Origin of the sequence: Actinoplanes philippinensis, assembly GCF_900113015.1 — a bacterium.
In the GTDB taxonomy this organism is placed as follows: domain Bacteria; phylum Actinomycetota; class Actinomycetes; order Mycobacteriales; family Micromonosporaceae; genus Actinoplanes; species Actinoplanes philippinensis.
Window position 1 is genome coordinate 225,488 of sequence record NZ_FONV01000008.1, and the last position, 23,754, is coordinate 249,241.

Sequence of the window (23,754 nt, forward strand, 5' to 3'; positions counted from 1 at the left end):
CTACCTTCTTGTCCTCTGCGACGGCGCGAGCCGCACGAACTTGCCGTCCTGGATGCGCAGCCAGTTCTCCGGATGCCGCGACGACGGCTTGAACCGCAGATCACCGGTCGGGCCGTAGACCGTGCCGAGATGACCCAGCTCCCGCAGCCGCCGGATGAACCGCCGGGCCGGGGCGCCCGGGTCGTCCTCACCGTGCCCGGCGTTGCCGACGAGCAGCACGATCGGCTTGCGGCGGGCGTCGCCGACCATCTCCGGGACGGTGTTGACCAGCAGATCGGCGACCTGCGTGCCGCTCGCCGAGTTGGCCACCACGTCCATGTCCGGGTCGCTGTCGCGCAGCATGTTGCGGGTGTCCACCCAGAACGGCCGCTCGGCGTTCCGGCCCGCCCACGGCACCACCCGGGACAGCGTCATCTGCCCACGCCGGTCGAGGCGGGCGTACGTCTGGGGCTCCTCGCTGTCGATTCTGCCGACCTCGTCGCCGATCTGCGCGGCGTCACGGTCGCCGTAGGGCATGCCGAAGCCGTACGGCCGGCCGCGCCGGTCGACGATCCGCACCACCTGGTGCCGCGGCGCCGGGGGAACGACGGGTTCCGGCTCGCTCGCCACCGGCTCCGCCTCGTCATCACTGTCCTCCTCCCCCTCCTCCTCGACGATGATCTCGTTGTCGCTCTCCTCCTCCTCGACGATGATCTCGTCGTCCGCGGGTGGGGCAGGCTGCGGGACCGGGTTGTAGTTGATCGACTGAGCGGCAGGTTCGTCCGGGAAGACGGGCGGAACCGTGGATTCCTCGGCGTCGCTCGCCGCATCCTCCTCGCTGTCCTCGGCCTCGCTCTGCGCCGGCTCGTCCTCCTGGTCGGATTCTGGCTCGCTCTCGGTGTCGTCGGTGGGGGTGGCGGGCCGGGGCGGCGGGTTGTAGTTGATCGACTGGGCCGGTGGCTCGTCCGGGTAGACCGGCGGGGCGGCGGGTTCGTCGTCGCTCGCGTCGTCGCTGTCCTCGGTGTCGCTCTGTGCCGGCTCGTCTTCCTGGTCGGATTCGGGCTCGCTCTCGGAGTCGTCGGTGGGGGTGGCGGGCCGGGGCGGCGGGTTGTAGTTGATCGACTGAGCCGGCGCCTCGTCCTGGAAGGCCGGCTCGTCCTCGGATTCCGGCTCGTCGTCGGAGGCGGACTCGTCGTCGGACGGCTCCGGGGTGTGGACCGGCGTGGGCCGGTACGCGGCATCGGCACGCCACGGGTAGTCCTGCTCGTCCGTGTCGTCGACGGCCGTCTCCACCGGTGGCATCATGACCGCTTCCGGGCCGGGGACCGCCTCGTCGCCCGGCGGTCGCCCGTACGCCCGCATCCGTCCGTTGTCGTTGAGCGCCGCACCGGTCTCGCTCATCCTCAGAGCGGTGCCCGGGCCGAACACCTGTCCCCGGTGGCCGCCCTCGCGCAGGGCGTCGCCGATCTCCTGGATCGGCCCGGCGTCCGGGTCGGCGCCGGCCAGCGAGGTCCAGACCACGAACGGCGTGTACGCGGTGACGCCGGGCATCCGCAATACGCCGCCCTTCACCAGCAGCGCGCCCAGCTGAGCCCGCGGGATCTCGATGATCCCCTCGCGGCGGTGCAGCACCCGGACGCCGGCGCCGGCCCGCATCGGCGGCACGAACAGCGAGAAGTGCGGCTGCTGCCCGGCCCACGGCACCGGGCGGACCACCGGCGACCCCTCGTCGAAGCGCCCCGGGAAGGACCGGTAGTCCGGCGCGCCCGCCCCCTCGGAGAGGATCCGGAACCGCTGCGCCATGTCGTCACCGATCGGGAACCCGAACGCGTTGACCCGGCCGGCGTCGTCCAGGTACTCGATGACCCGCAGGTCGGCCAGGACGAGACCGTCGCGCCACCGTACGCCCGGAGTCTGATCGTTCCGGTCCGGGTTCTGGTTGTCCGGCGCCGGGCCTAGCCGCTTCACCGGCGGCAGCACCGGAAGGATGCCCGGCGCCGCCGGATCGGTCGGGTGCACCACACCGGCGGGCGGGAACGCCGAGTACACGCCGTCGCGGTAGACGCCCAGGGTGCCCTCGACGAAGCCCATCGACACGGTGTTGCTGCCGGCCCTGATGCCGCGCTTGTCGCCCAGCTCGTGAAGGCGTCGCCCGAAGGCCGCGGCGGGGCCGTCCGGCCACGTCTGGGTGCCGACGTGGCAGACCACGCCGAGGTATCCCCGGAACTTGTCCGGCGAGAACCGGGCCAGGTAGCGGCCGTTGTTCAGCAGGTCGGCGAGCACGTCGCCGTTGACCCCGAACCGGTCGGGGTTGCGCCCGTTGCGCATCTGGACCCAGAACGCGGCCTTCATGCCGTGCGCAACGATCAGCGCGTCCCACTTCTCGTCCTTGCGCCGCAGGTCGTACTCGGGCGCGCCGACGCTGCTCTCGCCGATGTGACTGGTGTAGGTCAGCGGTCCGCCGGGGCGGACGTTGAAGACGAACTGCCGGTCGAGGGCGGGGTCGTCCAGTGACGCGGGCAGCGTGACGCCGGCGAGCTGCCGGTCCGCGTAGTACAGCGGCCTCATCTCGACGTCGCGCGGCATCAGCGGCGACGGTTGGTCGGTGCGGATCCAGGTCGGCGGGGTCAGCCGGCCCCACTCGGTCATCCGGGAGCCGACGACGGTGTGGACCGTCCGGTAGAGGCCGTGCCGCCGCAGGTCGTCGCGCACGCTGTCGGCGACCTGGCTCGCGCCGGCGTCGGAGAAGCCGGCCGGCAGCAGCACCAGCACCTGCCGCAGGTTCGCGCCGGTGGCCGAGGCGCTCGTGATCAGGTGACCGTTGTCCTCCGCCGCGGCGTCGAGGAACGCCTTCGAGGCCAGGGCCAGCCGGCCGGCGGCGTCGGCCGAGACCGTGATCGACGTGCCCAGACCATCCGCATCGCGGACCAGGATGGTCCGGCCGTCGGCCGAGCCGAACCGGACCACGGCGGGCAGCGCGTCGCCCCACGGTGTTTTGTTCGGCGAGGCGAAACCGGCCTCGTCCGCCCATACCTCCATGGAGTAGTTCGTGACGTTCGCCAGCCACTTGTCCGTCTCGGTCGGCAGGAGCGTGTGGTATTCGTCCGGCGTCGGGAAGAACGCGCCCACCGGGCCGGTGTAGGACTGCCCGCTGACCAGCGGAAGGGACCGGACCTCCTCGAACCGGACCTCGGCCACCCGCGGCGCGGGCCCGGCCACCGGCAGGACGCCGGAGGTGGCGGTGACCGTGACCGGCCCGCCCGGCGGCTGCAGGCCGATCGCGAAGTCGTAGCCGGTGTATCCCAGCTCGTTGCGGGCGCCGGCCAGCGGCGACACCAGCCGGATGCCCGCGGCCGGCGGCGCGCTCAGCGCCTGCGACAGCGCGGCATGACCGGCCACCGCCTCGGCGAACGCGTCACCGTCCAGCTCGACACGGCGCCGGCCGTTCCCGGTGGCCGCCCAGACCCGGTGACCGTCACCGGCCACGCCCACCAGGAACGCGCCGCCCTGCGCCGAGGCGGACGCGGACCGTACGGCCGGGGCCACGTCGGCGGGATCACCGGGCAGCGGCAGCACGATTCCCCGTCCGCCGGGCAGCGTCTCCACGGTCAGGTCCTCCGGGCGGGGGCCGCGGGCCATCCGGTACTCGCCGCTGTCCAGGTAGAGGTGGCTGGCGCTGTGATGCTTCTGCAGGTACGCCGTACCGGTCGGGTAGTAGACCTTGCGGTACCCGCCGACGGCGATCATGCCGTCCAGGAACTCCTCGGCGACCTGTTTCGGGTCGGGGGCGCCGGCGGCACCGACCAGGACCAGGACGATCGGCCGGTTGAACGGCCCGGCGTCGACCTTCTGCCAGTCCGGGTTACGGGCCAGTTCGCGGGCCAGATCGCGCGGCGCCACCAGGTCGTCGGTGCCGTCGCGCCGGGGGATCTGGAAGTCCTGAGTCAGGTAACCGTTGCGCACGAAGACGAAGAGCGGCCGGTTGCCCTCCCTGGGCGAGTCCCGGGCCCACGGCGCCCGGACGGTCTTGTTCTTCTTGTCCTTGCCGGGGGCGCGCACGGTGTCGAGCGCGTAGTAGCTGGTGTCCTGGGCGAACAGGCGCAGCCGGTCCCGGTCCTCGCCGCGGGTGAGCAGCGAGATGCCGAAGACCTCACCGAGCGGGTCGAGGACCGGCCGGGCCTCCACCATCGAGGACGGCGGCGGCGCGGCGGGACTGCCCTGCAGCGGGTGCTGGAAGTCGGCCGGCGTGTACAGCGGTGGGTCGTAGTGGTGCTCCTCGTCCAGGATCTCCAGGCCGGCCTTCTCGTCGACGCCCGGCTGCGGCTCGGGCTCGGGCGCGGGCTCCGGCGCGTCGTCGACGCCGGACGGGTCCGGTGAGAACCCCGGCGGGGCCGCGAAGAAGTGGGCGAAATCGCCGCCGAAGTCCAGCGCCAGCCGGCCGCCGGTGAACGACGGGGCGGTCTGTGGGGCGTACAGGTCTCCGCGGTAGTCGTAGACGCGCTGCGCCGCCGCCATCAGGTCGTGGCCCAGGTTGCCCGGCTCGGTGTGCGAGCCCGGGAAGGCGGACAGCAGGACCAGGGAGGTGGCCGGGCCGGCGCCCCGTACGTCGAGCAGGCCGGTGCCGTTGACCAGCCTGATGAGGTCCTCGCCGCGCAGCGCCCGCCGCCCGCCGCCGGCCGTGGGCACCGACGCCTCGACGCCGTCCGAGCGGTCGAGGTGGATGACGAACGGCCGGCGTCCGCGGCTCGCCGCCCAGCCCGCGGTGGCGCGGTCCGGGGTGCCCCGGCCGGCGGTGGCGGGGTAGGTGTCGACGGTCCCGTGGGACTCCAGCGGCTTGCTGGCCGCCCACGCCGTGACCGGCCCGCTGTCTCTCGCGTAGCTCACCCCGAAGACGCGGCCGGTGGCGTCGCGCAGTTCCCTCGGCGGAAGGATCTCACCCGGAGTGGTGTCCGGCTCCGGCTCGGGTGCCGGTGCGGGCGCGGGCGCCGGGACGGCCGCGGGGGTGCTGCCGTCGACCGGGACCGGCGCCAGGTCGGCGTCGTCCTCCAGGTGGCCGTGCTCGTTCCAGACCACCGGACCGGGCAGGCCGAGCACCTGATGGCGGGCGGGATCCAGCCCCAGGCCCCGGCCGAAGTCGCGGCCCAGACCGGCCCGTGCCGAATCCGGCGAGGCGAGCAGCACCCGCAGACCGGGGTCGTCGGCGAGCGCCCGGTGCAGCGCCGGATGCCGCGCGACGATCCGGCCGAGCGCCGCGCCGGTCAGCTCCAGCTTGCGGTTGCCGAAGGTCATCGCCCAGACCCGGTCGCCGTCACCGTTGACCGCGATCACGAACGGCGCGCGCCCCCGCCCGGAACCGGACACCATGGCCAGCGGGACCAGGTCGCCCGGGTGCCGGTGCAGGGGCAACGCCAGGCCGCGGCCGCCGGGCAGCCGGCGCAGGTCCAGGTCGGGCAGCCCGGGCTCGGCCAGCAGGGCGAACCCGCCGCCGGTCACGGTCAGCGGCGATCCGTCGGCCGAGGGCGTCAGTGTGATCCGGGCCCGGTCGCCGGTGGGCGCGTAGATCGGGCGGTAGCCCTCGTCGACCAGGCCGTCACTGATCTCGGCGGCCTCCCGGTCACCGACCCCGGCCGGGGATCCGAGGACGACCAGCAGGATCGGCGCCGCCCAGTCCGGGTCGTCGACCGACGCGAACCCGGTCTCCCGGTACAGGTGCCGCATCAGGTCGGCCGGCCGGACCCGCCGCTCGGTGCCGTCGGCGCCGGGGACCAGGAAGTCGCGCCCGTTCGGCGCGCGCTCGACGAAGACGGCGAGCGGGCGGGCGCCCGGCCGGTCCGTGCCCGCCGCCCACGGCGTGCCGGCGGGCAGCAGCGAGCCCAGCGTGCCGGGGCGCAGGCCGGCGGCGAACGCCGCGACGTCGGCGTGCCGTGCGGCGGTGACCGCCGAGTAGCCGACGGTGGCGCCGGCCCGGTCGCTGAGCCGGCGGGCGCCGAACCCGACGACGGGCGGGCGGGCGGCCGGCGGGGACACCGGTGGCGGCGGCGCGGACGCCGGCGGCCGGGAGTCGAAGTCGGTGGTGCCGCTGCCGGCGCCGAACCGTCCCGCGGCCACCCGGACCGGGCGGGCGTCACCGGAGACGTCGAGACGGCCGCCGGGCTGCCACCGTACGTCCCCGGGAACCGCCCAGACCGCACGGATCTCCGGGTCGATCGGCAGCGCGTCGGCCAGGTCCCGGCCCACGTTGCCGGGCAGGTCCACGCCGCCGGCCCGCGGCGAGACGACGACCAGGCCGGTGTCCGGCTCGGTCGTGACGACCCGGTCGACCGACGGGTGCGTGGCCAGCATCCGGCCCAGCTCGGATCCGGTCAGTTCGACCGGGCGGCCCTGCGGCGGCCTGGCCCACACCCGGGTGCCGTCGCCGTTCACCGCGATGCCGAAGTCCCGCCCTCCGCGCGGCCCCGGGTGCAGCAGCGCGCCGGCGGTGACATCGCCCGGCTGTCCGGTCGGCAGCACGAGGCCCCGGTCGCCGGGCATCGCGGCAACCTCGAAGTCGTCCAGCCGCGGGGGACGTGCCAGGGCGAACGCGCCTTCGCTGAGGGTCAGGACGGTGCCGTCGGAGGGCCGTACGCCCACGCGCACCGTCACGTCGGCGCCGCGCGGGAAGAAGATCCGCCGGTAACCGCCGGTCTCGATCTGGCCCTCGAGGATCTGCCCGGCCTCGGTGTCGGTCAGACCGCCGTTACGGCCGAGCACCACCAGCACCAGCGGCCGGTTGAAGGCGGAGGTGTCCAGCGATCGGAAACCGGGGTCGCCGGCCAGATGCCGGGCCAGGTCCCGGGGCCGGACCGTACGGGGCGTGCCGTCCGGGGAACTCACCGAGAAGCCGGCGCCGTCCGCCGACCGTTGCAAGAACACCGTGACCGGACGCCCCGCCTCGCGATGCGCGTCGGCGGCCCACGGCGAGCCGAGCATCTGACGGTCGACCTGCCCGCCACCCAGCGACGTCTCCAGGACGATGCGCCGCATCCCCGGATCCCGCAGGTCCCCGGCGAACGCGACGACCTCCCGCGACAGTTGCGGGTCGGTGACGGCCGAGAAGACCGCCGGGTTCCCGTCCGGGCCGGACAGCACGCGCGACGGCGGCGTGGGCTCGGCCGGAGCCTCCGGCACGACCGTGTCGTCGCTGGGCGAATCGGACACGACGCTGGTCGCGGTGACGCTCTCGATCTCCAGGTCGAACGCGGCCGGCCGGTAGCGCTGGAACGAGCCGCCCTGGGGCAGCACCACACCGGCGAACCCGGTGAAGTCGGTCATCGCGTCCGGCGCGAAGACCGGCGCCTCGTGACCGGCCTGCTCGTACACGTACTGGGCGAAGTCGTTCGCGAGACCGCCCGGGGCGTGGTCGCGGCCCTGGAAGCCACCCCACAGCACGACCGACGCGTCAGCGCCGCCCGGCCCGTCGTAGAGCCCCGCCTCGACCGCCAGCCGGGCCAGGGTGGCCCCGCCGACCTGCACCAGACGGCCGTTGCGCAGACGGATGACGGCGAAGCCCGAGCCGGAGCTGACCGCGTTCACCGTCCGGGGCGGCACGGTGAAACCGGCCCAGGGCACCGGGACCCGGTCGTAGGTGCCCGGATAGTACCGGTTCGGGACGTGGTAGACGTCGGCGTACGCGTAGCCGGCGGCCCGCCGCATCCATCGATCGGTCGGCACGTCCAGGGGGAAGAACAGGCCGAAGGTGTCGCCGTACCGGTCGCGCCGGCTGTCGTGGATGACCTCGTGGATCGACACGTTGTCGACGATCGGCAGCCGTGGGTCCGGTGGGATCGACGGCCGGGCCCGGTCGGTCCAGACATCCTCGGCCGGGTCCGCGGACCGGGCCGTCCGGGGCGGTTCGGCGGCGAATCCGACCCGCCGGCGCGGGACGTCACCGAACCGGACGAAACGCCCACCGTCGCCGACAGCCACGTGCACCTGGCCCTGCCCCACCGGATTGGTGTACGTGCGGGTGGTGGACGCGTACGTCTCACCCAGGTGACTCTCGCGCAGCTGCTCCCGGAAGTCGAAGGCGGCGCCGCCGCGCTCCTGCAACGCGGCCACGTCACAGGAGAGCAGCACGACGGGCGACCGCGGGCCGTTACGGGCCTCCCGCAGCGACGTGGCCTGCGCCGCGAGCCGCGCGAACTGCGTGCCGGACAGGCTCAGCTCCCGCCCGTCGCGCAGCGTGACGGCGAAGCCGCGCTGATCCCCGTGCACGTCGAAGTAGACCGGGCGGCCGGTCCACGGCGTCGCCTCGTCGGTGTGCGCGGACCCGGGACCCTCCTCGAAACGGCGGTACGTGCCCAGGTCGGCGTCGTCCACCGCGGCCGCGAACCGGGGCATCGTCGTCGCGTCGCCGTCGCGGCTGGGGAAGCCGTGCCCGACCAGCTCACCGCGCGCGTTGATCAGCGGCACGGTCACCACGTCGTCGATGCTCAGCGTGGCGGGCAGTTCCGGGTCGTCCGGCCGGGCCACCTCGGCCTCGTGCGCCCGGTACGCCTCCCACCACGCCTGCTCGGCGTCCCGGTACGCCTGCTCGGCCTCGGCCGCCGGCTCGCGGCGTGCGGTGACGGCGTCGAGTGCCGCCGCCGCCTCGGACCAGGCCTTGCCGGCGGCGGCCACCGCGGTCGCCGTGGCGCGGACACCCGGCGGCACCTCCCGGCCGGTACGGGCGGTGGCCGACGCCTCGTCCATCCGGATCACGTAGCCGCCCGGGACCCGTACCTCGGTGCCGCCGCGATGCCGGCCCGCCCGGTCCCGGGAACGGGCGACGAAACGGAACTCCACCCCGTACTCCAGGGCCTGGGTCAGGTCGTTGTCGTCGTCCGTACGCTCGCCCGGCTTCTGGGTGATCTTGGCCGTGTCGCGCGTGCCCTCGTCCTTGACCACCGACGCGGCGTCGGTGCGGTAGAGCGGCTGCTCGACGAAGGTGGTGCCGCTGACCGCGTGGAAGGTCTCCCGTTCGCCGATCCGGCTCGCGCCGCCCGGGTGGTTGGCGCCGGCGGTGACCATCGGCCCGGTCATCCGCAGCGTGAACGAGTGCCCGGCGGTGTTCTCGAACTTGTCGTCGCGGTTGCGTTTCGCCGCGCCGCCGATCGTGACGTCGGCGTCGGTGCGCAGCACCTTCGGCCGGGCCACCAGCCGGGCGTCGAGGAACAGGTCACGGCCCAGCGACGTCGGCATCGGCAGGTGCAGGACACCACCCTGCATCGCGGGCAGGGCCTTGGCCTGGGTGACGGTCAGGCTGTTCCGGATCGCGGCGCGGGTCTCGCCGTCGACCCGTACGCCCGACGCGGTCAGCGCCTGCGCCGCCGCCTCGTGCAGGTCCGGCAGGTCGACCAGCACGTCCTCGACCGCGAAACGGCCGGGCTCGGGCAGCCGGTCGAAGCCGTGGGCCTCGCGCCACATCCGCCGGGCCGGGCCGGAGGTCTGCGCCACCGGGATCGACGTGACCGGATCGGACACCGCGAGCGGCCGGCCCTCGGAGGCCGACAGCGCGGTCACCTCGTGGACGTCCTGCACCGACACGCCCTCCGGCGGCAGGCCGGGGCCCTCGACGGTCAGGGTGAAGCGCATGCCGCCCTGGTAGGTCGGCACCGGCCCGGTGGTGGTCAGCGACTGCTCGACGGTGTGCTCGCGGCCGTGGGTCTGCTTGGTGGCGCGCTCGTCCAGGTTGACGGTGCCGGTCAGGCCGCCCCCGACGGTGGCGCTCGTCGGGCCGTGGCCGGTGGTGTCCGTGGCGTCGCCGTCGACCCGGTCGGTCTCGGTGCCCTGGGCGCGCACGCCCACCGTCACCGACCCCACGGTCCGGGACGCCGACGCGGTGTCCGACTCGCCGATCGTGGTGCGGTCGGTGATCGACAGCTCGTCGACCAGGGTGATGCCGGTGAACCGCGGCTCGTGCACCGGCTCGGCGGTCAGCGTCACCTGGTAGGTCGCTCCGCGGAAGCGCCGTTCCATCCGTACCGTCTCGGTCCGGCCGCCGTTGAGAGCGCTGGCCAGATGCAGGTTCGCGGCGCCGATGAAGCTGCCGGCGGCCAGGCCACGGACGTTGTCGTACGCGCTGCGCCCCAGCTCGACGGGGAAGAGGGCGTGGGCCAGATCCTCGCCGGCGGCCTCGGCCAGCCGGCGCCGCAGCCGGGGGATACGGCCACTGAGGTCGACCGGGGTGACGACACCGCCGATGCCCAGCGACCGCTGCGGACCGGGCCGGAACTCCGGCAGGCTCACCTCGGCCGGGACGTCCGTGGCGGCGGCCTCGCGGGCCTGCTGCTCCCGTGCCTCGCGGACCAGGTCGCGCTCGGCCTGCTGGTGGGCGGCGAGGATGTCACGTTCCTGCGCCTGCGCCTCGTACAGCCGCCGGGTGGCGTCGGTGTGCTCGGCGGTCAGCCGGTCCAGTTCCTGCCGGTGACGGGCGGGCAGACCGGTGGGACCGGTGTGCCCCACGGCGTCGTTGGCCTCGGCGCGCTGGCGCCGCAGCAGGTTGCGGCGCTCACCGGTCTGCGCCTCGGACAGCCGGGTGCGCTGCTCGTGGTGCTCGGCGCGCTGGGCCTCCGCCCGCTCCGCGTGTTGCAACTGCCGGCGCACGTCGGAGATCTGCTGGTCGCGGAGCCGGTCCTGCTCCCGCATCGCGGTCAGCTCGTCGACGGTCATCGGAATGACCACCGACCGGTGCAGGGGGACCCGGCGGCCGGCCCGGCGGGTCGGCGAGGCCGGCCACAGCCGCAGCGGCATGTTGCTGTCGTGCCGCGCCTCGGCGACGATCTCGGCGTCCACGTCGACCTGCACCATCAGCTCACGCTCCGGCCGGCCGGTGACCCGCAGCTTGGAGACGCCGGCGAGGCTCTGCTCCCGGACCGTGCCCCAGACCCGCCGCCACGGGGTGACCGCCAGCGTGACGGCCGCGCCGGGCGTGCCGGTGCTGCCGCCGTGGTCCAGACGGTCCCCGCGCGCCACGGCCGTACCGGAGACCGAGGCGCTCAGCTCGATCGACCGGCCGTGCCGGCTCTTGCTGGACGAGCCGCTGGCGAAGGTCCGCTTGATCCGGGCGAACTCGGCGTCGTCCAGCACCCGGGGCCTGGTCGGGGTCAGCCGGATCCGCACCTCGGCGGTGGCGTCGCCGGCCCGCCGCCCGTGCCACAGGTTGCTCAGTGTCAGCGGACGGCTGAACAGCTGGGCGTCGCCGGTCAGACGCTCCGGCGACAGCTCGTCGGCGATGACGGTGGAGATCCGCCCGTCCTCGAACGTGTAGATCGGATCCTCGCTCGCCTCGGCGAGCGTCTCGATCACCGCCTCCTGCAGACGCTCCGCGCCGAGGAACGACACCACCCGGCGGCTGTCGAGCGGGTGTGGGTAACCGCCGGTCAGCAGACCGATCGGCAGGGGATGCTCGATGCGTTCCGCCTCCTGCCAGGACGGCCCGGGCCGGGCGTGCGGCGGGCGCCGGGAGACCTGGTTCTCCGGCACCAGCATGCGCACGTCGAGCCGCCGGGTGCGCGGCGCCTGACGCATGCTGCCGATCGTGGCGGGCAGCCCACGGCCGTACGAGCCGACGGACAGCGACCGGCCGGTCTGGTTGGCCCGCACGAACGTGTGCGTCGTGATGGTGACGTCGAGGCTGCCGGCGAACTCGCGCAGCCGGACGCCGGTGGGCTTGCCCTCGTCGTCCAGGGCCGGGCCGTAACTGCTCTCCGCCGCGTACCCGCCGGTGAGCCCGTGTTCGTCGGTGGCGCCCCAGCTCACCCCGGCACGGGGCCCGCCGAGCAGTGTCGACGCGGCCCGGCCGACCGGGCCGAACACGCGCGCCTCCAGGCTCAGCTCCACCGACCGGCTGGTGTCCACGGTCCCGGTGACGGTGGACCGGCTGCGCTTCTTGTCCGACGTCCCGGTCGGGCCACGATCGATCACCTCACCGTCGGACAGGCCGCTCAACCGGCCCTGGATGGTGACCACGGTGGTGCGGTCGACGAACGTGCCGGTCCGGATCAGGGGGATCTTCAGACCGGGGCCGACGATCCGGTTCGCCAGATGACGCAGCTGGTCGGGGGAGAGCTGGGTACGTGTGTCCGCGTCCCGGGCCAGCGCCGTCTGCACCTCCGGGCTCAGCCCGCGCGCGAACTCCGGGTCGTCGAAGTGGCGCAGCAACTCGTCCGCGGTGGGCAGCCGGAAGCCACCGGTGCCGGGCACCGACCGGACGGCGTCCGCGACGGCGTCGTAGAGCCCGCCGTCACCGAGCCGGGTGAGGAACGCGCCACCGAACGACTCGCCGCGCTCGATGCGGGCCGGCGCGTAATGGGTACGGTCCGTCCCGGTCCGGCCGTGCCACGCCTCGGCCCGCCCGCGCGTGTCCGGGTCCAGGGCGGTGTCGCGCAGCCGGTCCCGGGTCGTCCACTGGAACGTCTCCACCAGCCCGGACAGCGTCTTCGGCCGGCGGCCCAGGACCCGCACCTGCACGCTGTACTGCCCCCGGTAGCGCACGCCGGGAGCGGTGGCCGTCAGGGTCTGCTTCGTGCCGGTCTGCTCGACGATCGACTGGGTGAAACCGCGCTCGTGGCTGCCGGCCAGCCGCGGCGCGATGACCAGGCTCAGCGGGGACACGTCGGCGCCACCACCGACACTGCCCCACAGATTCCACAGGCGCTTGGCGGCGTTGGTGTCGGTGCTCTCCCCGGACAGCGCGGACGTGTCGGTGTGCGCGGCGTCGTCGACACCCTGCACCTCGTCCAGGCCGCGGGCGACCAGCCGTACCTCGATCTGCTGGCTCCGGCCCGGGAAGTACCGTCGCGGTCCCTTCTGCGCGGCCCGCGGCAGCGCACCGGAGCGCACCCAGCCGCCGTGCCGGTCGTCCGGATCGGTCACCACCATCTTCGCCAGGTTGCCCGAGAAGCCGGCCGCGCTGAACAGCTGCTGGATCACCGGGCGGCCGGGCGCGCCGACCCGGACCAGGTCGCCCATGCCGTCCGCGATGAGCAGCGCCTCGACCTGGTCGAAGAAGGTCTCGCCGGGCAGGCTGTGCCGGCTCTGCACGCTCTCCACGCCGAACCGTGCCGGGACCGGCGCGCTCAGCGTCGCGGCGGAGTCGGCCAGGTCGTCCGACGCCGGCCTCGTCAACGTCGTCGGCACGCCGAGCGCGACGGTGCCGGTGGCCTCGACCGGATCGGGCGCCGGCTGTCCCGGCACCGACAACGTCGCGACGAACCGGATCGGCACCTCGACCTCGGCCAGGTCGGCGACCTTGACCGTGGTGGTGGACGTGTACCTGCTCTTGTGCGCGGTCGAGTGGTCGACCGACGGCGCGAGCGGCAGCGCCCCACCCACCCCGATGACCAGGCCCGGTGCGGCGCTGACCGTCGCCTTCGGTTCGAGCCGCCGGTCGCGGTTGTGCTTGAGCGTGTGGGTGACGGTCTCCTGGACCTTGGAGCTCAGCTTGCCGGGGGTGTCCCGTACCCGGTCGACGCTCATGGCGTCCCAGTCCAGGACGGCCGTCACCCGCAGCTCGGCCGGCCGGCCGCCGACGGTGACCGGATAGGGCCGGCCCTCGCCGAGGAACTGGTCGATGTCGTCGACGGCGTCGTTCTGCACGTCGCGGATCACGTCGTCGGGCAGACGGACGCCGAAAGTGCGCAGCGCGGCGTCCAGGGCCAGATTCCCGGTGGCGCGCAGCTGCTCGGCGATGCCGAGGGTGTGGCTGTCGAGCAGATACCGCGGCAGCTTCTCGCGGATCCCCGCCGGGGTGGGCAGGACGCCGTCCTTCGCCGCGGCCCTCTGCACGGGCGCCGCCGGCTGCGGCGTGGGCTCCGGGGCGGTCTCCGGCGCCGGGGCCGGCGCGGGCGGGCGCTCGTTCAGGTCGGCCAGCCGGTCGGCGGCGTCCTCGATGCGGTGGACCGCACGCTCGTACGCGCCGAGGGCCGCGGCCTCCCGCTCCAGGACGCCGGTGACCACGGCGCGGGTGTCCTCGAACCGGGCGGCGACGGTGTCCGGCGCTGCGGCGAGCGGTCCGCGCCGGAACTCCGCGGCGAGCGCCACCGCCTCGTCGCGGGCCTGGCGGGCGGACGCCGCGGCGAAGTTCGACCGGGCGAACGCCTCGGCCATGGTCAGGTGCAGCAGGGCACGCTGCTGCACCCGGTCGGGCGCGGTGGCGGCCAGCTCCCGAAGGGCCTGCTGCGCGGTACGGGCGGCCTCGGCGGCCTGTGCCGCATACCGGCGGCTCTGGGTCAGCACGTGCTGGAACCGCTGACCGATCTCACCGAGCGACTCCAGCTCGCCGAGCGTCCGCGCGGCCACGGTACGGGCCTGGACGGCGCTGTCCCGGAAACCGTCGACCACGTCACGCTCGTGACGGGCCTGGGCGAGGGACCGCTGGACCGTCCGGTCCCGGCGGGCGTCGCCGGGCCGGTCGATCCCGGTGATCCCGGCCCCGATGTCCGACAGCATCGTCTCGGCCGTCGCGGCCAGCTCGGCCGCCTCGTCGTGCCACTGCCGGGCGTTCTCGGTCAGCGGCAGGACCCCGCCGATGCGGTCCACGATCCGCTGCGCGTCGGGGGCGAACTCGTCCAGATCGGCGACGGTGAGCGCGGCGTACCCGTCGATCACCGCGGCGAGACCCTCCGGGTCCGGCTCCCCGATCGGGGTGGCCGGGCTCAGCACCTGACCGAGCTCGGTGACCGTCACCGCGGTGTCCGGGCCGGCGACCAGCGACAACCACCGGCTGTCCGCGGTCACCGCACCCGGCACCGGCAGGCCGAACTCGTCGTAGGTGTCGGCGTCCGAGACCACCACGTGGCCGCCCGCGCCGGCGAAGGCCGTGCCCCGGGGCGCGACGATCCGGGTGCCGGGCAGCTGTCTCGCCAGCCGTGCCGCGAAGCCGTCCCGCGCGTCGACACCGGTGTCACAGGCGACCAGCACGACCGGCTGCCCGTGCCAGTCCGGGTTCGCCCGGATCATCGCGGCGAGCTGCTCCGGGCTCACCCGTTCGGCGCCGACGTGCAGGCTGGTGCTGTCGGCGTGCGCGAAGACGTGGAAGCGGTCCGCGGCGGGCGGGAACTTCGCGGCGATCACCGGTGTGGCGGTGTCGTCCGGGCCGGCCAGCAGCAGACCGGCGCCGACCCGTCGTGGCGAGACCTCCGCGGGCGTCTCGGTGGCCGGGTCCGGGGCGAACCGGTACCGGCCCGGATCGGGGGACATCGGCGAGTAGGACACCCGGCCCTGCGCGTCGATCGTGCGCTTGAGCTCCAAACTGCCGAGGGGCCGGGCGCCCCGGACCGGGTGGGTCCGTGGTGGGTTGCCGCTGTCGTCGTGGATGGTGAGCTGGACCTTGGTGCCGGTGGCGGCGGCGAGTTCGACGACGTCGTGTGCGGCGGCGATGCGGGCGATCTCGGCGGCGTCGAGTGGATCGGTGCGCCGGGTGGTGGCCGGGACGTCCGGGGCCAGGGCCGCCCGGACGAAGTGCGCGTTGTCGTACGGCCCGGCCTGCCGCATCTCGACAGCGGTCTCCAGCGACATCCGGTCACGGCCGGCGGTGATCGTGTCGGTGCGCAGGACCGCCGGATCGGCGCCGGGCCGGGCGGCCGCGATGGCGTGGTAGAGCGAGCCCGGTTGCAGGCTGAGCCCACCACGGCCGTTCATCACCGCCGCCGCGTCGAACTGCTGCTGGATCGTGCCGGAGTCGTTGGAGGTGGCGACCAGGTGCGCGGCGACCAGCCGCTGACCGTCCGGCACACCGATGGTCCGGGCCGGCTTCGACGGATCCAGCTCGGGTCCGGCACCCTCGGTGGCGGGCTGCGAGATGGTCCGCAGCATCCGGTTGTGCGGTTGCGCGCCGAGCTGCTTGAGCTGACGGGCCGACAGCGACCCCTGCCACGTCCGGGACTCACTCGCGGGCGTGGTGAACGGCACGGCGGGCGCTTTCCGCGGATGCCGCAGCTCGGCCTTGTACTCCTTGAACCCGGTGCCCTCGGTGTTGAACAGCTGCCGGTTGACGGTGGTCGGCACGGCGTGCGACTGGGGCAGGAAGTTGCCGGCCGCGAAGTCGGCGGCGAGGCGGGACAGGTCGGTGGGGGTGGCCGCGCCGACGAAGTCGGTGAGGAAGGCCTGGTCACGGTCGGGGTGCCGGTTGTTCTGCGAGTCGACCTGCACCTCGGTGGTGAGCACGTCGTCGTCCAGGTCGGCCAGGGTCGGCGCCCCGTGCGCATTGGCGAGTTCGAGCCCGTACGTGTCGTGCAGGGTCTCGCTGAGCATCAGGAACTCGGCGCCGGCGTCGCCGAAGCGGATGTCGGGGCGGCCGAGGGTGAGCAGGCCGTCGATGAAGAGGTTGGGTTCGGGTGAGTACGGCAGCATGGCGTGGATGCCTGCCTGCCGGTCGCGGGAGCGCATGTCTTCGTCGACGGCGGTGCTGAAGTCGTGGACGAACTGTTGCCGGCCGGCTTCGGTGGCGAGCTTGTCGATGCCCTTCTCGACACCGCGCAGCTTCTGCCGTTCGACATCGAGTTCCGCGGCGGCGTCGGGGCGGCCGGTCAGCTCGGCGATCCGGGTCTCGTGCTCACCTCGCCGGCTCTCCAGGCGTTCGCGGGTGCGCTGGACGAGTTGATCGGGGTCGCCGACGCGGTAGCCGCCGGAGATCATCATCGGGCGGGCGGGGGAGTCGGCGTCGCCGCGGGTCCGGGTCTCCAGGTGGTCGAAGATGTGGGTGCCGTCGGCCAGTGTGCGGGCGCCGGTGTCGAAGTCCTGGATGGACAGATAGGGGTAGGTGTCGTCGGCGGCTAGTCCTTGGATGACGGCGGTGGTGTCGGGGTCGCGCAGGACTTGGTTGCGCGTACGGCCGTAGGGGAATTTGTCGTTCTTGGTGCCGACGGCGTAGCCGTTGACCGCGACCGGGACGTCGAGGTCCTGGATGAGGCGGGTGGCTTCGGCGATGGTGTCCTGGAAGTTCTGGTCGGGGGTTTCGGCGGTGGTGTTGATGCCGAAGACGAAGGCGACCTTGGTGTTGTCGTCGAGGCCGTCGGTGATCGAGGCGATGACGGCGGGGATCTGGTGGATGTCGGCGGCGGGCATCATCGCGTTGACGACGAAGCTCAGCGGTACGCCGTCATTCTTGAGCTCGATCGTCGTCTGACGGTAGTTGGCCGGCGTGACCTCCCGGGACTCCTGGGTGAGCGTGTCGAACGCGCTGTTACGGCCACCCTCCACCCGGATCGGCGTGAACGACGGGACCTCGACCGTGGTGGCCGGTGGCGGCGCCGGCGGAGGCGGAGCCGCCGATGGGGTGTGCGGATTGGCGGCCAGCGCGGAGTGTGTCGCCGCGGCCACCTGGATGAGCGTCTTCGTACCCGAGCCGCGGTTGTTCTTCAGCTCGGTGGCGATGTTCTGCTGCGTGGTGGGGCTGATCGGGGTGACGCTCTTGAACGCGAGCTGGGTCAGGCCTTCGACCTGGTTCGCGTCCATGTCCGGATAGAACGTCTGGATGTAGTTCTGGACCTGTTTCTTCCAGGTCTCGGCGTCGGCGTGGCTCTGCGGGATGCCGTCCGGGTTGCTCGGATCGTAGTTCTGCAACAACCGGCCGGCCTGCGTCTGGATGGCGATGCCGGGATCGAAGGAGCCGAAGGTACGGGGATCCATGCCCTGGAAGAGGCGCTGCTGGGCGACCGACTGGGCGAGTCCGCGGCCTTCCTTGGACGTGTATTTCAGTTCGCCCTGAGGGTCGTTGCGCACGCCGAACGTGATGTCGGTTTCCAGGCTGCGGTTGTCGACGCGCAGGAACGTGTTGGGTTCGGGCATGTAGACCGAGCGGGGGTCCACCCCCGCCATCGCTTTGCGGACCTGCTGGTCCCGGTGATTGGCCCGCTCGGCCACCGCAGAGGGCGCGGCGTCGAAGGTGTAGCCGCCGCTGATGATCTGGATGTCGGGGCGGTTGGTGATGGCGGTGTCGGCGTTGTTGAACAGGTGGGTCATGGAGGCGACGTCGGCGTCGCCGGTGTGCAGGAAGGTGGGGTTGCCGTCGGCTTGGTCCTGCAGGTTGTGCAGGAGTTGTTCGGTGTGGGGGTGGCGGGCGAGGGTTTCCCGGATGGCGGCGTACGGGATGGTGTCCTGGCCGGGGTTGTCGTTGGGGCCGATGCGGGTGTTGTTCCAGGAGAAGCCGATGACGGTGACGGGGAACGGTGGGTTGAGGGTGCGGATCTGATCGACGGTGTTCTGGATTTCGGTGTCGGAGAAGTTGCGGGTGAAGCCGTTGACGCCGATGACGAGTCCGAAGCGGCCGTCGGCGGTGCCGGGGCGGAAGCCTTGGGCGTACGTGTTGATCAGGTCGTGGAGGTTGTCGTTCGGGGTGACCGGAACCGTGGCCAGGTAGGCCGGCTTGTCAGCGGTCTCGGCATTACGCGGGCCGAGCTGCCCGATCGTGACCGGAGTGCCGACCGGCTTGAACTGATAGGTGTTCTGCGCGTTCTGGAACGCGCGACTGCCCCTGTCCCCCAGCATCGGCGCCCTCGGCTTCGGCGCCGGCGAATCCGTGTGCACGTCGCCACGGGTTCCCGGATCCGCTGAGGCCGGTGCGGGAGCCGTCCGCGGGACCGGCCCGGCGGTCTCCGACACGTTCTCGATCAGCTGGAGATCGTGGTCGTTGAGATAGGTCGTGGGCCGGCCCGGATCGGCGGCCGCCTCCGCCGCGGTCGACGGCAGGTCGTAGACCTCGGGGCCCATGACACCCGGGCGGTCCTGGGTGTTGAACAGGTGATGGTCGGCGTGGTAGCCCTCTTTGGCGCCGAGGTAGTGCATGACCTCGTGCACCAGGACGGCCGGGTTGTTGTTGATGTTCCAGCGGTGCTGCTGGGTGGTGTTGCCGTCGTTGCTGTGGTCGTCCGGCCGGGCCGGATCCGGCAGCGGCTCCGCGGTGATCTCCACCGGCGGCCGGCCGCCCGGCTGGTCCTGCCAGGTGTCGATCAGGTCGGCGGACCACGGGGTGGTGTCGACGGTCAACTGCACGTGCAGCTCCCGGCCGTTGGGCAGGGTGTGCTTGCCGTTGACCATCTGATCGATGGTGTTCTGCACCGTGTCCGCGACCTGCCGGAGCTGCTCCGGGGTCATCTGATCGTTCTTCGAGGTCAGGTCCAGCTTCACCTCGAACGACCGGTAGTCCTTGCCGTCGACGGTGAAGTCACGGGTGGTGAAGTCGATCGTGGTGATCTCGCCGCGGAGCAGATGGGTGCCGGGGACGATCGTGTCCTTCGACGGGTTGTAGCGCTCGGTCCGCAGCTGCTTCGGTTCGGCGTTGTCGTACGCCTGGCGCCACTCGGGACTCTTCGGGGCCGGCGTCGCGCTCGGCGGCAGCTCCACCCCGGTGGTGACGACACCCGGGTTCGGTGGCGGCGACTGCGACGTGGTGTGCGGATTGCCGGACAGCGCGGTGTGGGTCGCCCCGGCGACCTGGATCAGCGTCTTCGCGCCGTTCGGCAGGTCGGCCTTGAAGTCGTTGAGGATGCTCTTCTGCGTGGTGGGGCTGACCGGCTCCACACTCTTGAAAGCCAGCCGGGTGAGCCCGTCGGCCTTGTTCGCGTCGATGCCGGGATAGAAGGTCTGGATGTAGTTCTGGACCTGCTTCTTCCAGGTCTCGCGGTCGGCGTGGCTCTGCGGGATGCCGTCCGGGTTGCCGGGGTCGTAGTTCTGCAGCAGCCGCTCGGCCTGGGTCTCCAGCGAGACGGCCGGGTCGAAGGCGCCGAACGCCAGCGGGTCCATGCCCTGGAAGAGGCGTTGCTGGGCGACGGACTGGGCGAGTCCGCGGCCTTCCTTGGACGTGTATTTCAGTTCGCCCTGAGGGTCGTTGCGCACGCCGAAGGTGATGTCGGTTTCGAGTGTGGCGTTGTCGACGCGGACGAACGTGTTGGGTTCGGGCATGTAGACCGAGCGGGGGTCGACGTCGGCCATGGCCTTGCGGACCTGCTGGTCGCGGTGGTTGGCGTGGGTGGCCTGGGCCGGTGCGGAGTCGAAGGTGTAGCCGCCGCTGATGATCTGGATGTCGGGGCGGTTGGTGATGGCGGTGTCGGCGTTGTTGAACAGGTGGGTCATGGAGGCGACGTCGGCGTCGCCGGTGTGCAGGAAGGTGGGGTTGCCGTCGGCTTGGTTCTGCAGGTTGTGCAGGAGTTGTTCGGTGTGGGGGTGGCGGGCGAGGGTTTCCCGGATGGCGGCGTACGGGATGGTGTCCTGGCCGGGGTTGTCGTGGGGGCCGATGCGGGTGTTGTTCCAGGAGAAGCCGATGACGGTGACGGGGAACGGTGGGTTGAGGGTGCGGATCTGGTCGATGGTGTTCTGGATGTCGGTGTCGGAGTAGGTGCGGGTGAAGCCGTTGACGCCGATGACGAGTCCGAAGCGGCCGTCGGCGGTGCCGGGGCGGAAGCCTTGGGCGTACGTGTTGATCAGGTCGTGGAGGTTGTCGTTCGGGGTGACCGGAACCGTGGCCAGGTAGGCCGGCTTGTCCGCGGTCTCGGTGTTGCGAGGACCCAATTGTCCGATCGTGACCGGCTCGCCGACCTGCTTGAACTGGAACTGGTTCTGGGAATTCTGGAACGGGCGCCCACCCCTGTTCCCCAGGATCTCCGCCATCGGGCGGGTTGCGGGGCGCGAACCCGATGGCGCCGGGGCGGGACGCCGGGGCGCCTGCGACGGGGTGTGCACACCGGCCGGTGGAAGGGCGACCGGCTCGGGAGCGGCCTTGACGTCGGGTGCGGTCTCCGTCTCGTCGTCGCCGAACAACGACTCGGTGTCGGTGTCGGAATCGAAGCCGGGATCCGCCTGGCTGAAGATCGAGTCGGTGTCGCTGTCGTCGCTGAAGATCGAGTCGCTGTCGGTGTCGAGGTCCGGGCCCGCTACCTCGACGGAGAACGGCACCGCCGCCGTGGGTTCGGCCGCCTTGGGCTCTATTGCCTTGGGCTCTATTGCCGCGGCGGGAACGGCCTGGGGTCCGGGCTGTTTCGGATCGGCCGTGGTGGGGACCTGCGGCGTGTTCGTGGTGGGGACGTCGACGGTGATGCCACTGATCGGAGCCTGCGCGGGCGGCGGCGTCGAACGATCGGTGGCCGGCGTCGGTGACGTCTGAGCCGGGGGCTGCTGTGTGCTGGACTGTTGTGCGCCGGGCTGTTGCATCGACGGCGTCTGGGCGGCGGGCGGCGAGGTCGGTGCCTGCGTCGTCGGCGTCTGTGCCGTCGGGGTCTGGACGTTGGGCGCTGGAGCAACGGGGATCTGGGCGGCGGGTGTCTGAGTCGTCGGGGCGTGCGTGGACGGGGCCGGGGATGCGGGGGTTTCGACGGTCGGTGACGGTGCCTGGTTGGTCGGCGTCTGCGTCGCGGGGGACGGTGCCGGTGTCGTGGCGTCGGTGACATCGGCGGCCGGCTGGGCCGTCACCGGCGTGCCGGTTGTGGGCGTGCTGGTCGTCGGCGCGTTGGTGGACGGTGTGGCGGTCGTGGGTGCGCTGGTCGTGGGCGTTTCGGTCGACGGTGTGGCGGTTGTGGGTGCGCTGGTCGTGGGGCCGTTGGTGGACGGCGTGCCGGCTGCGGGTGAGCTGGTTGTAGGGGCGTTTGTCGAAGGCGAACCGGTTGCCGGTGCGTTCGTCGAGGGGGCGCCTGGCGACGGTTTGCCCGTTGTGGCATCGCCGGGAGCCGGGCTGGTGGAAGGCTGCGCCGATGGGGTGCTGCCCGGAGCCGAGGTCTCGAAGCCGGGCAGGCCGCCGTCCTGGGGGACGACAACCCCGGTGGAACCGTTCGCGGCAGGGACGCTTCCGGTAACCGGGGCGCCGGTTTGAGTCCCGGTGCCCGCCGGCGTTCCGCTGCCTGTCTGGGGTGCGGCACCGATGTCGGTCTGGTTGCCGGTGGTGTTCGGTGTGCCGCTGCCGGTTTGAGCGCCAGGGGTGTTCGGTGTGCCGGTGCCGGTTTGAGCGCCAGGGGTGTTCGGTGTGCCGGTGCCGGTTTGAGCGCCAGGGGTGTTCGGTGTGCCGGTGCCGGTCTGGGTGCCTACGCCGGTGGTATTGCCCGCCCCGGTTTGGCTGCCGGCTTCGCTCGGGTTGCTCGTGCCCGTCTGGCTTTCCGGGCCGACCTGAATGTCGACCCCCGTGTTGACACCTGTCCCAGTGCCTGCGCCGGCCCCGACACCGGCGCCTGTCCCCGTGCCGGTCCCGCTGCCGGTTCCTGCCCCGGTTCCCGTGCCTGCCCCGGCGTCTGCGCCGGCACCCGTCGGGGTCCCGGTTCCGGTGCCGACGCCAGTGCCGATTCCTGTGCCCGCGCCGGTCCCGGTGGTGACGCCTGTTCCCGTGCCCGTCCCTGTGCCCGTGCCCGTGCCCGTGCCCGTGCCCGTTCCCGTCCCCGTTCCCGTCCCTGCGCCCGTGCCCGTGCCGGTCCCGGTGGTGACGCCTGCGCCCGTTCCCGTCCCTGCGCCCGTGCCCGCGCCGGTCCCGGTGGCGACGCCTGCGCCCGTTCCCGTGCCTGTGCCGGTTCCCGGGCCGACGGCGGCGCCGGCTCCCGCGCCGGCTCCCGTGCCGGCGCTCGTACCCCCGCCGGTTTCCGCGGTACTGCCGCCGGCCTGACCGCCGCCCCCGGCCGCCGGGCCGGCTGCTGAACCGCCCCCGGCCGCCGGGCCGGCTGCTGAACCGCCCCCGGCCGCCGGGCCGGCTGCTGAACCGCCACCGGTCTGCGGGCCGCTGCCCTGCACACCGGGACCCGTCTGAGGGCCACCGTCGCCGACGCCCGAGCCGACCGGGGAGCCGCCGCCCGTCGGAATCTCCGGCCCGTCGACGCCGGCCGGTGGAGGTGTGTTGAGGTTGGGGATGTCAAGGTTGCCGCCGCCGGGCGGCGGCACCTGGTGGGCGCCGGGCCCGTAGCTGTTGCCGACCTCGGTCGCGTAATGGTGGGCGAATCCGCCGATCAGCGACGAACTCATGGTGGCCCACGGATTGAAACCGCCGCCGCCCACCATCATGGTGAACAGGCCTTCCATGAACGTCTCGGCGGCCGCCGACAGCGTTTCCCGGGAGATCACATTGGTATTGATCTTCGGGAAGAATTTTCCGCCGATCATGTGGAAGCCGCTGACACCGCCACCGATGAAGGCGCCGCCGGCGAAGGACAGCAGCAGTTCCTTGTATTTCAGCGTGTTCGTCTTGCCCTCGGCGATCTGGGTGAGGCCGGCGGCGGCGCTCTGCCACAGTTCTTCGAGGCCTTCCTGGAATGCTTCCCAGGCGAGCCGCATCAGCATGTTCTGCAGACGCTGACGGAAGAAGTTGATCAGCGTCTGAACGATTTCCTGGCCGATCTTGATCAGCGCGGGCACGGCCGCCGCACCGAAGCCCGAGGCCATCGCGATGGCAATCTCCACGACCTGGGTGAAGGCCGCGATGATGATGTTGTACTGGGTGTTCTCGGAGTCGAGCGCGAATTCGTAGGCCGACCCGCCGAGGGCCAGCGAGATGTTGCCGCCCGCCGGGACGTTCTTGGTGATGCCGACCTGGAACTGCTGGAACGCGTCCATCGCCGGTCCCTGCAGGCTGCCGGCCAGCCCGTAACCGAGGTTGGCGGTGGCGCCCATCCCGTTCAGGATGGTGCTGCTGAGCTGGTACAACTCGTCGCCCATGGCCCGCAGGGCGGCAGGGTCGGCCTTCGGGAACTCCCCGCCGGTGGCGACGAGGATCAGGTCGTACGCCCACTGCCACTGCGGGTCGTTGGGGATGTGGAAGTCGGGCATGTCCGGCCGGGGTGGGTCGGTGGC

The 23,754-nt window shown here is 72.7% G+C and carries 1 protein-coding gene; it reads right to left on the reverse strand.

Features of this window, described 5'->3' with window-relative positions; all coding sequences use genetic code 11:
* Positions 1-23,730: a hypothetical protein gene (locus tag BM290_RS22190; protein WP_177319838.1), complete on the reverse strand. Its 23,730-nt coding sequence runs from the start codon at positions 23,728-23,730 to the stop codon at positions 1-3.
* Positions 23,731-23,754: the final 24 nt, after the last annotated feature.

Bases quoted from the DNA above. Each gene is read 5' to 3' on its own strand.
- BM290_RS22190 (WP_177319838.1), bottom strand. From the start codon at position 23,730: ATGCCCGACTTCCACATCCCCAACGACCCGCAGTGGCAGTGGGCGTAC.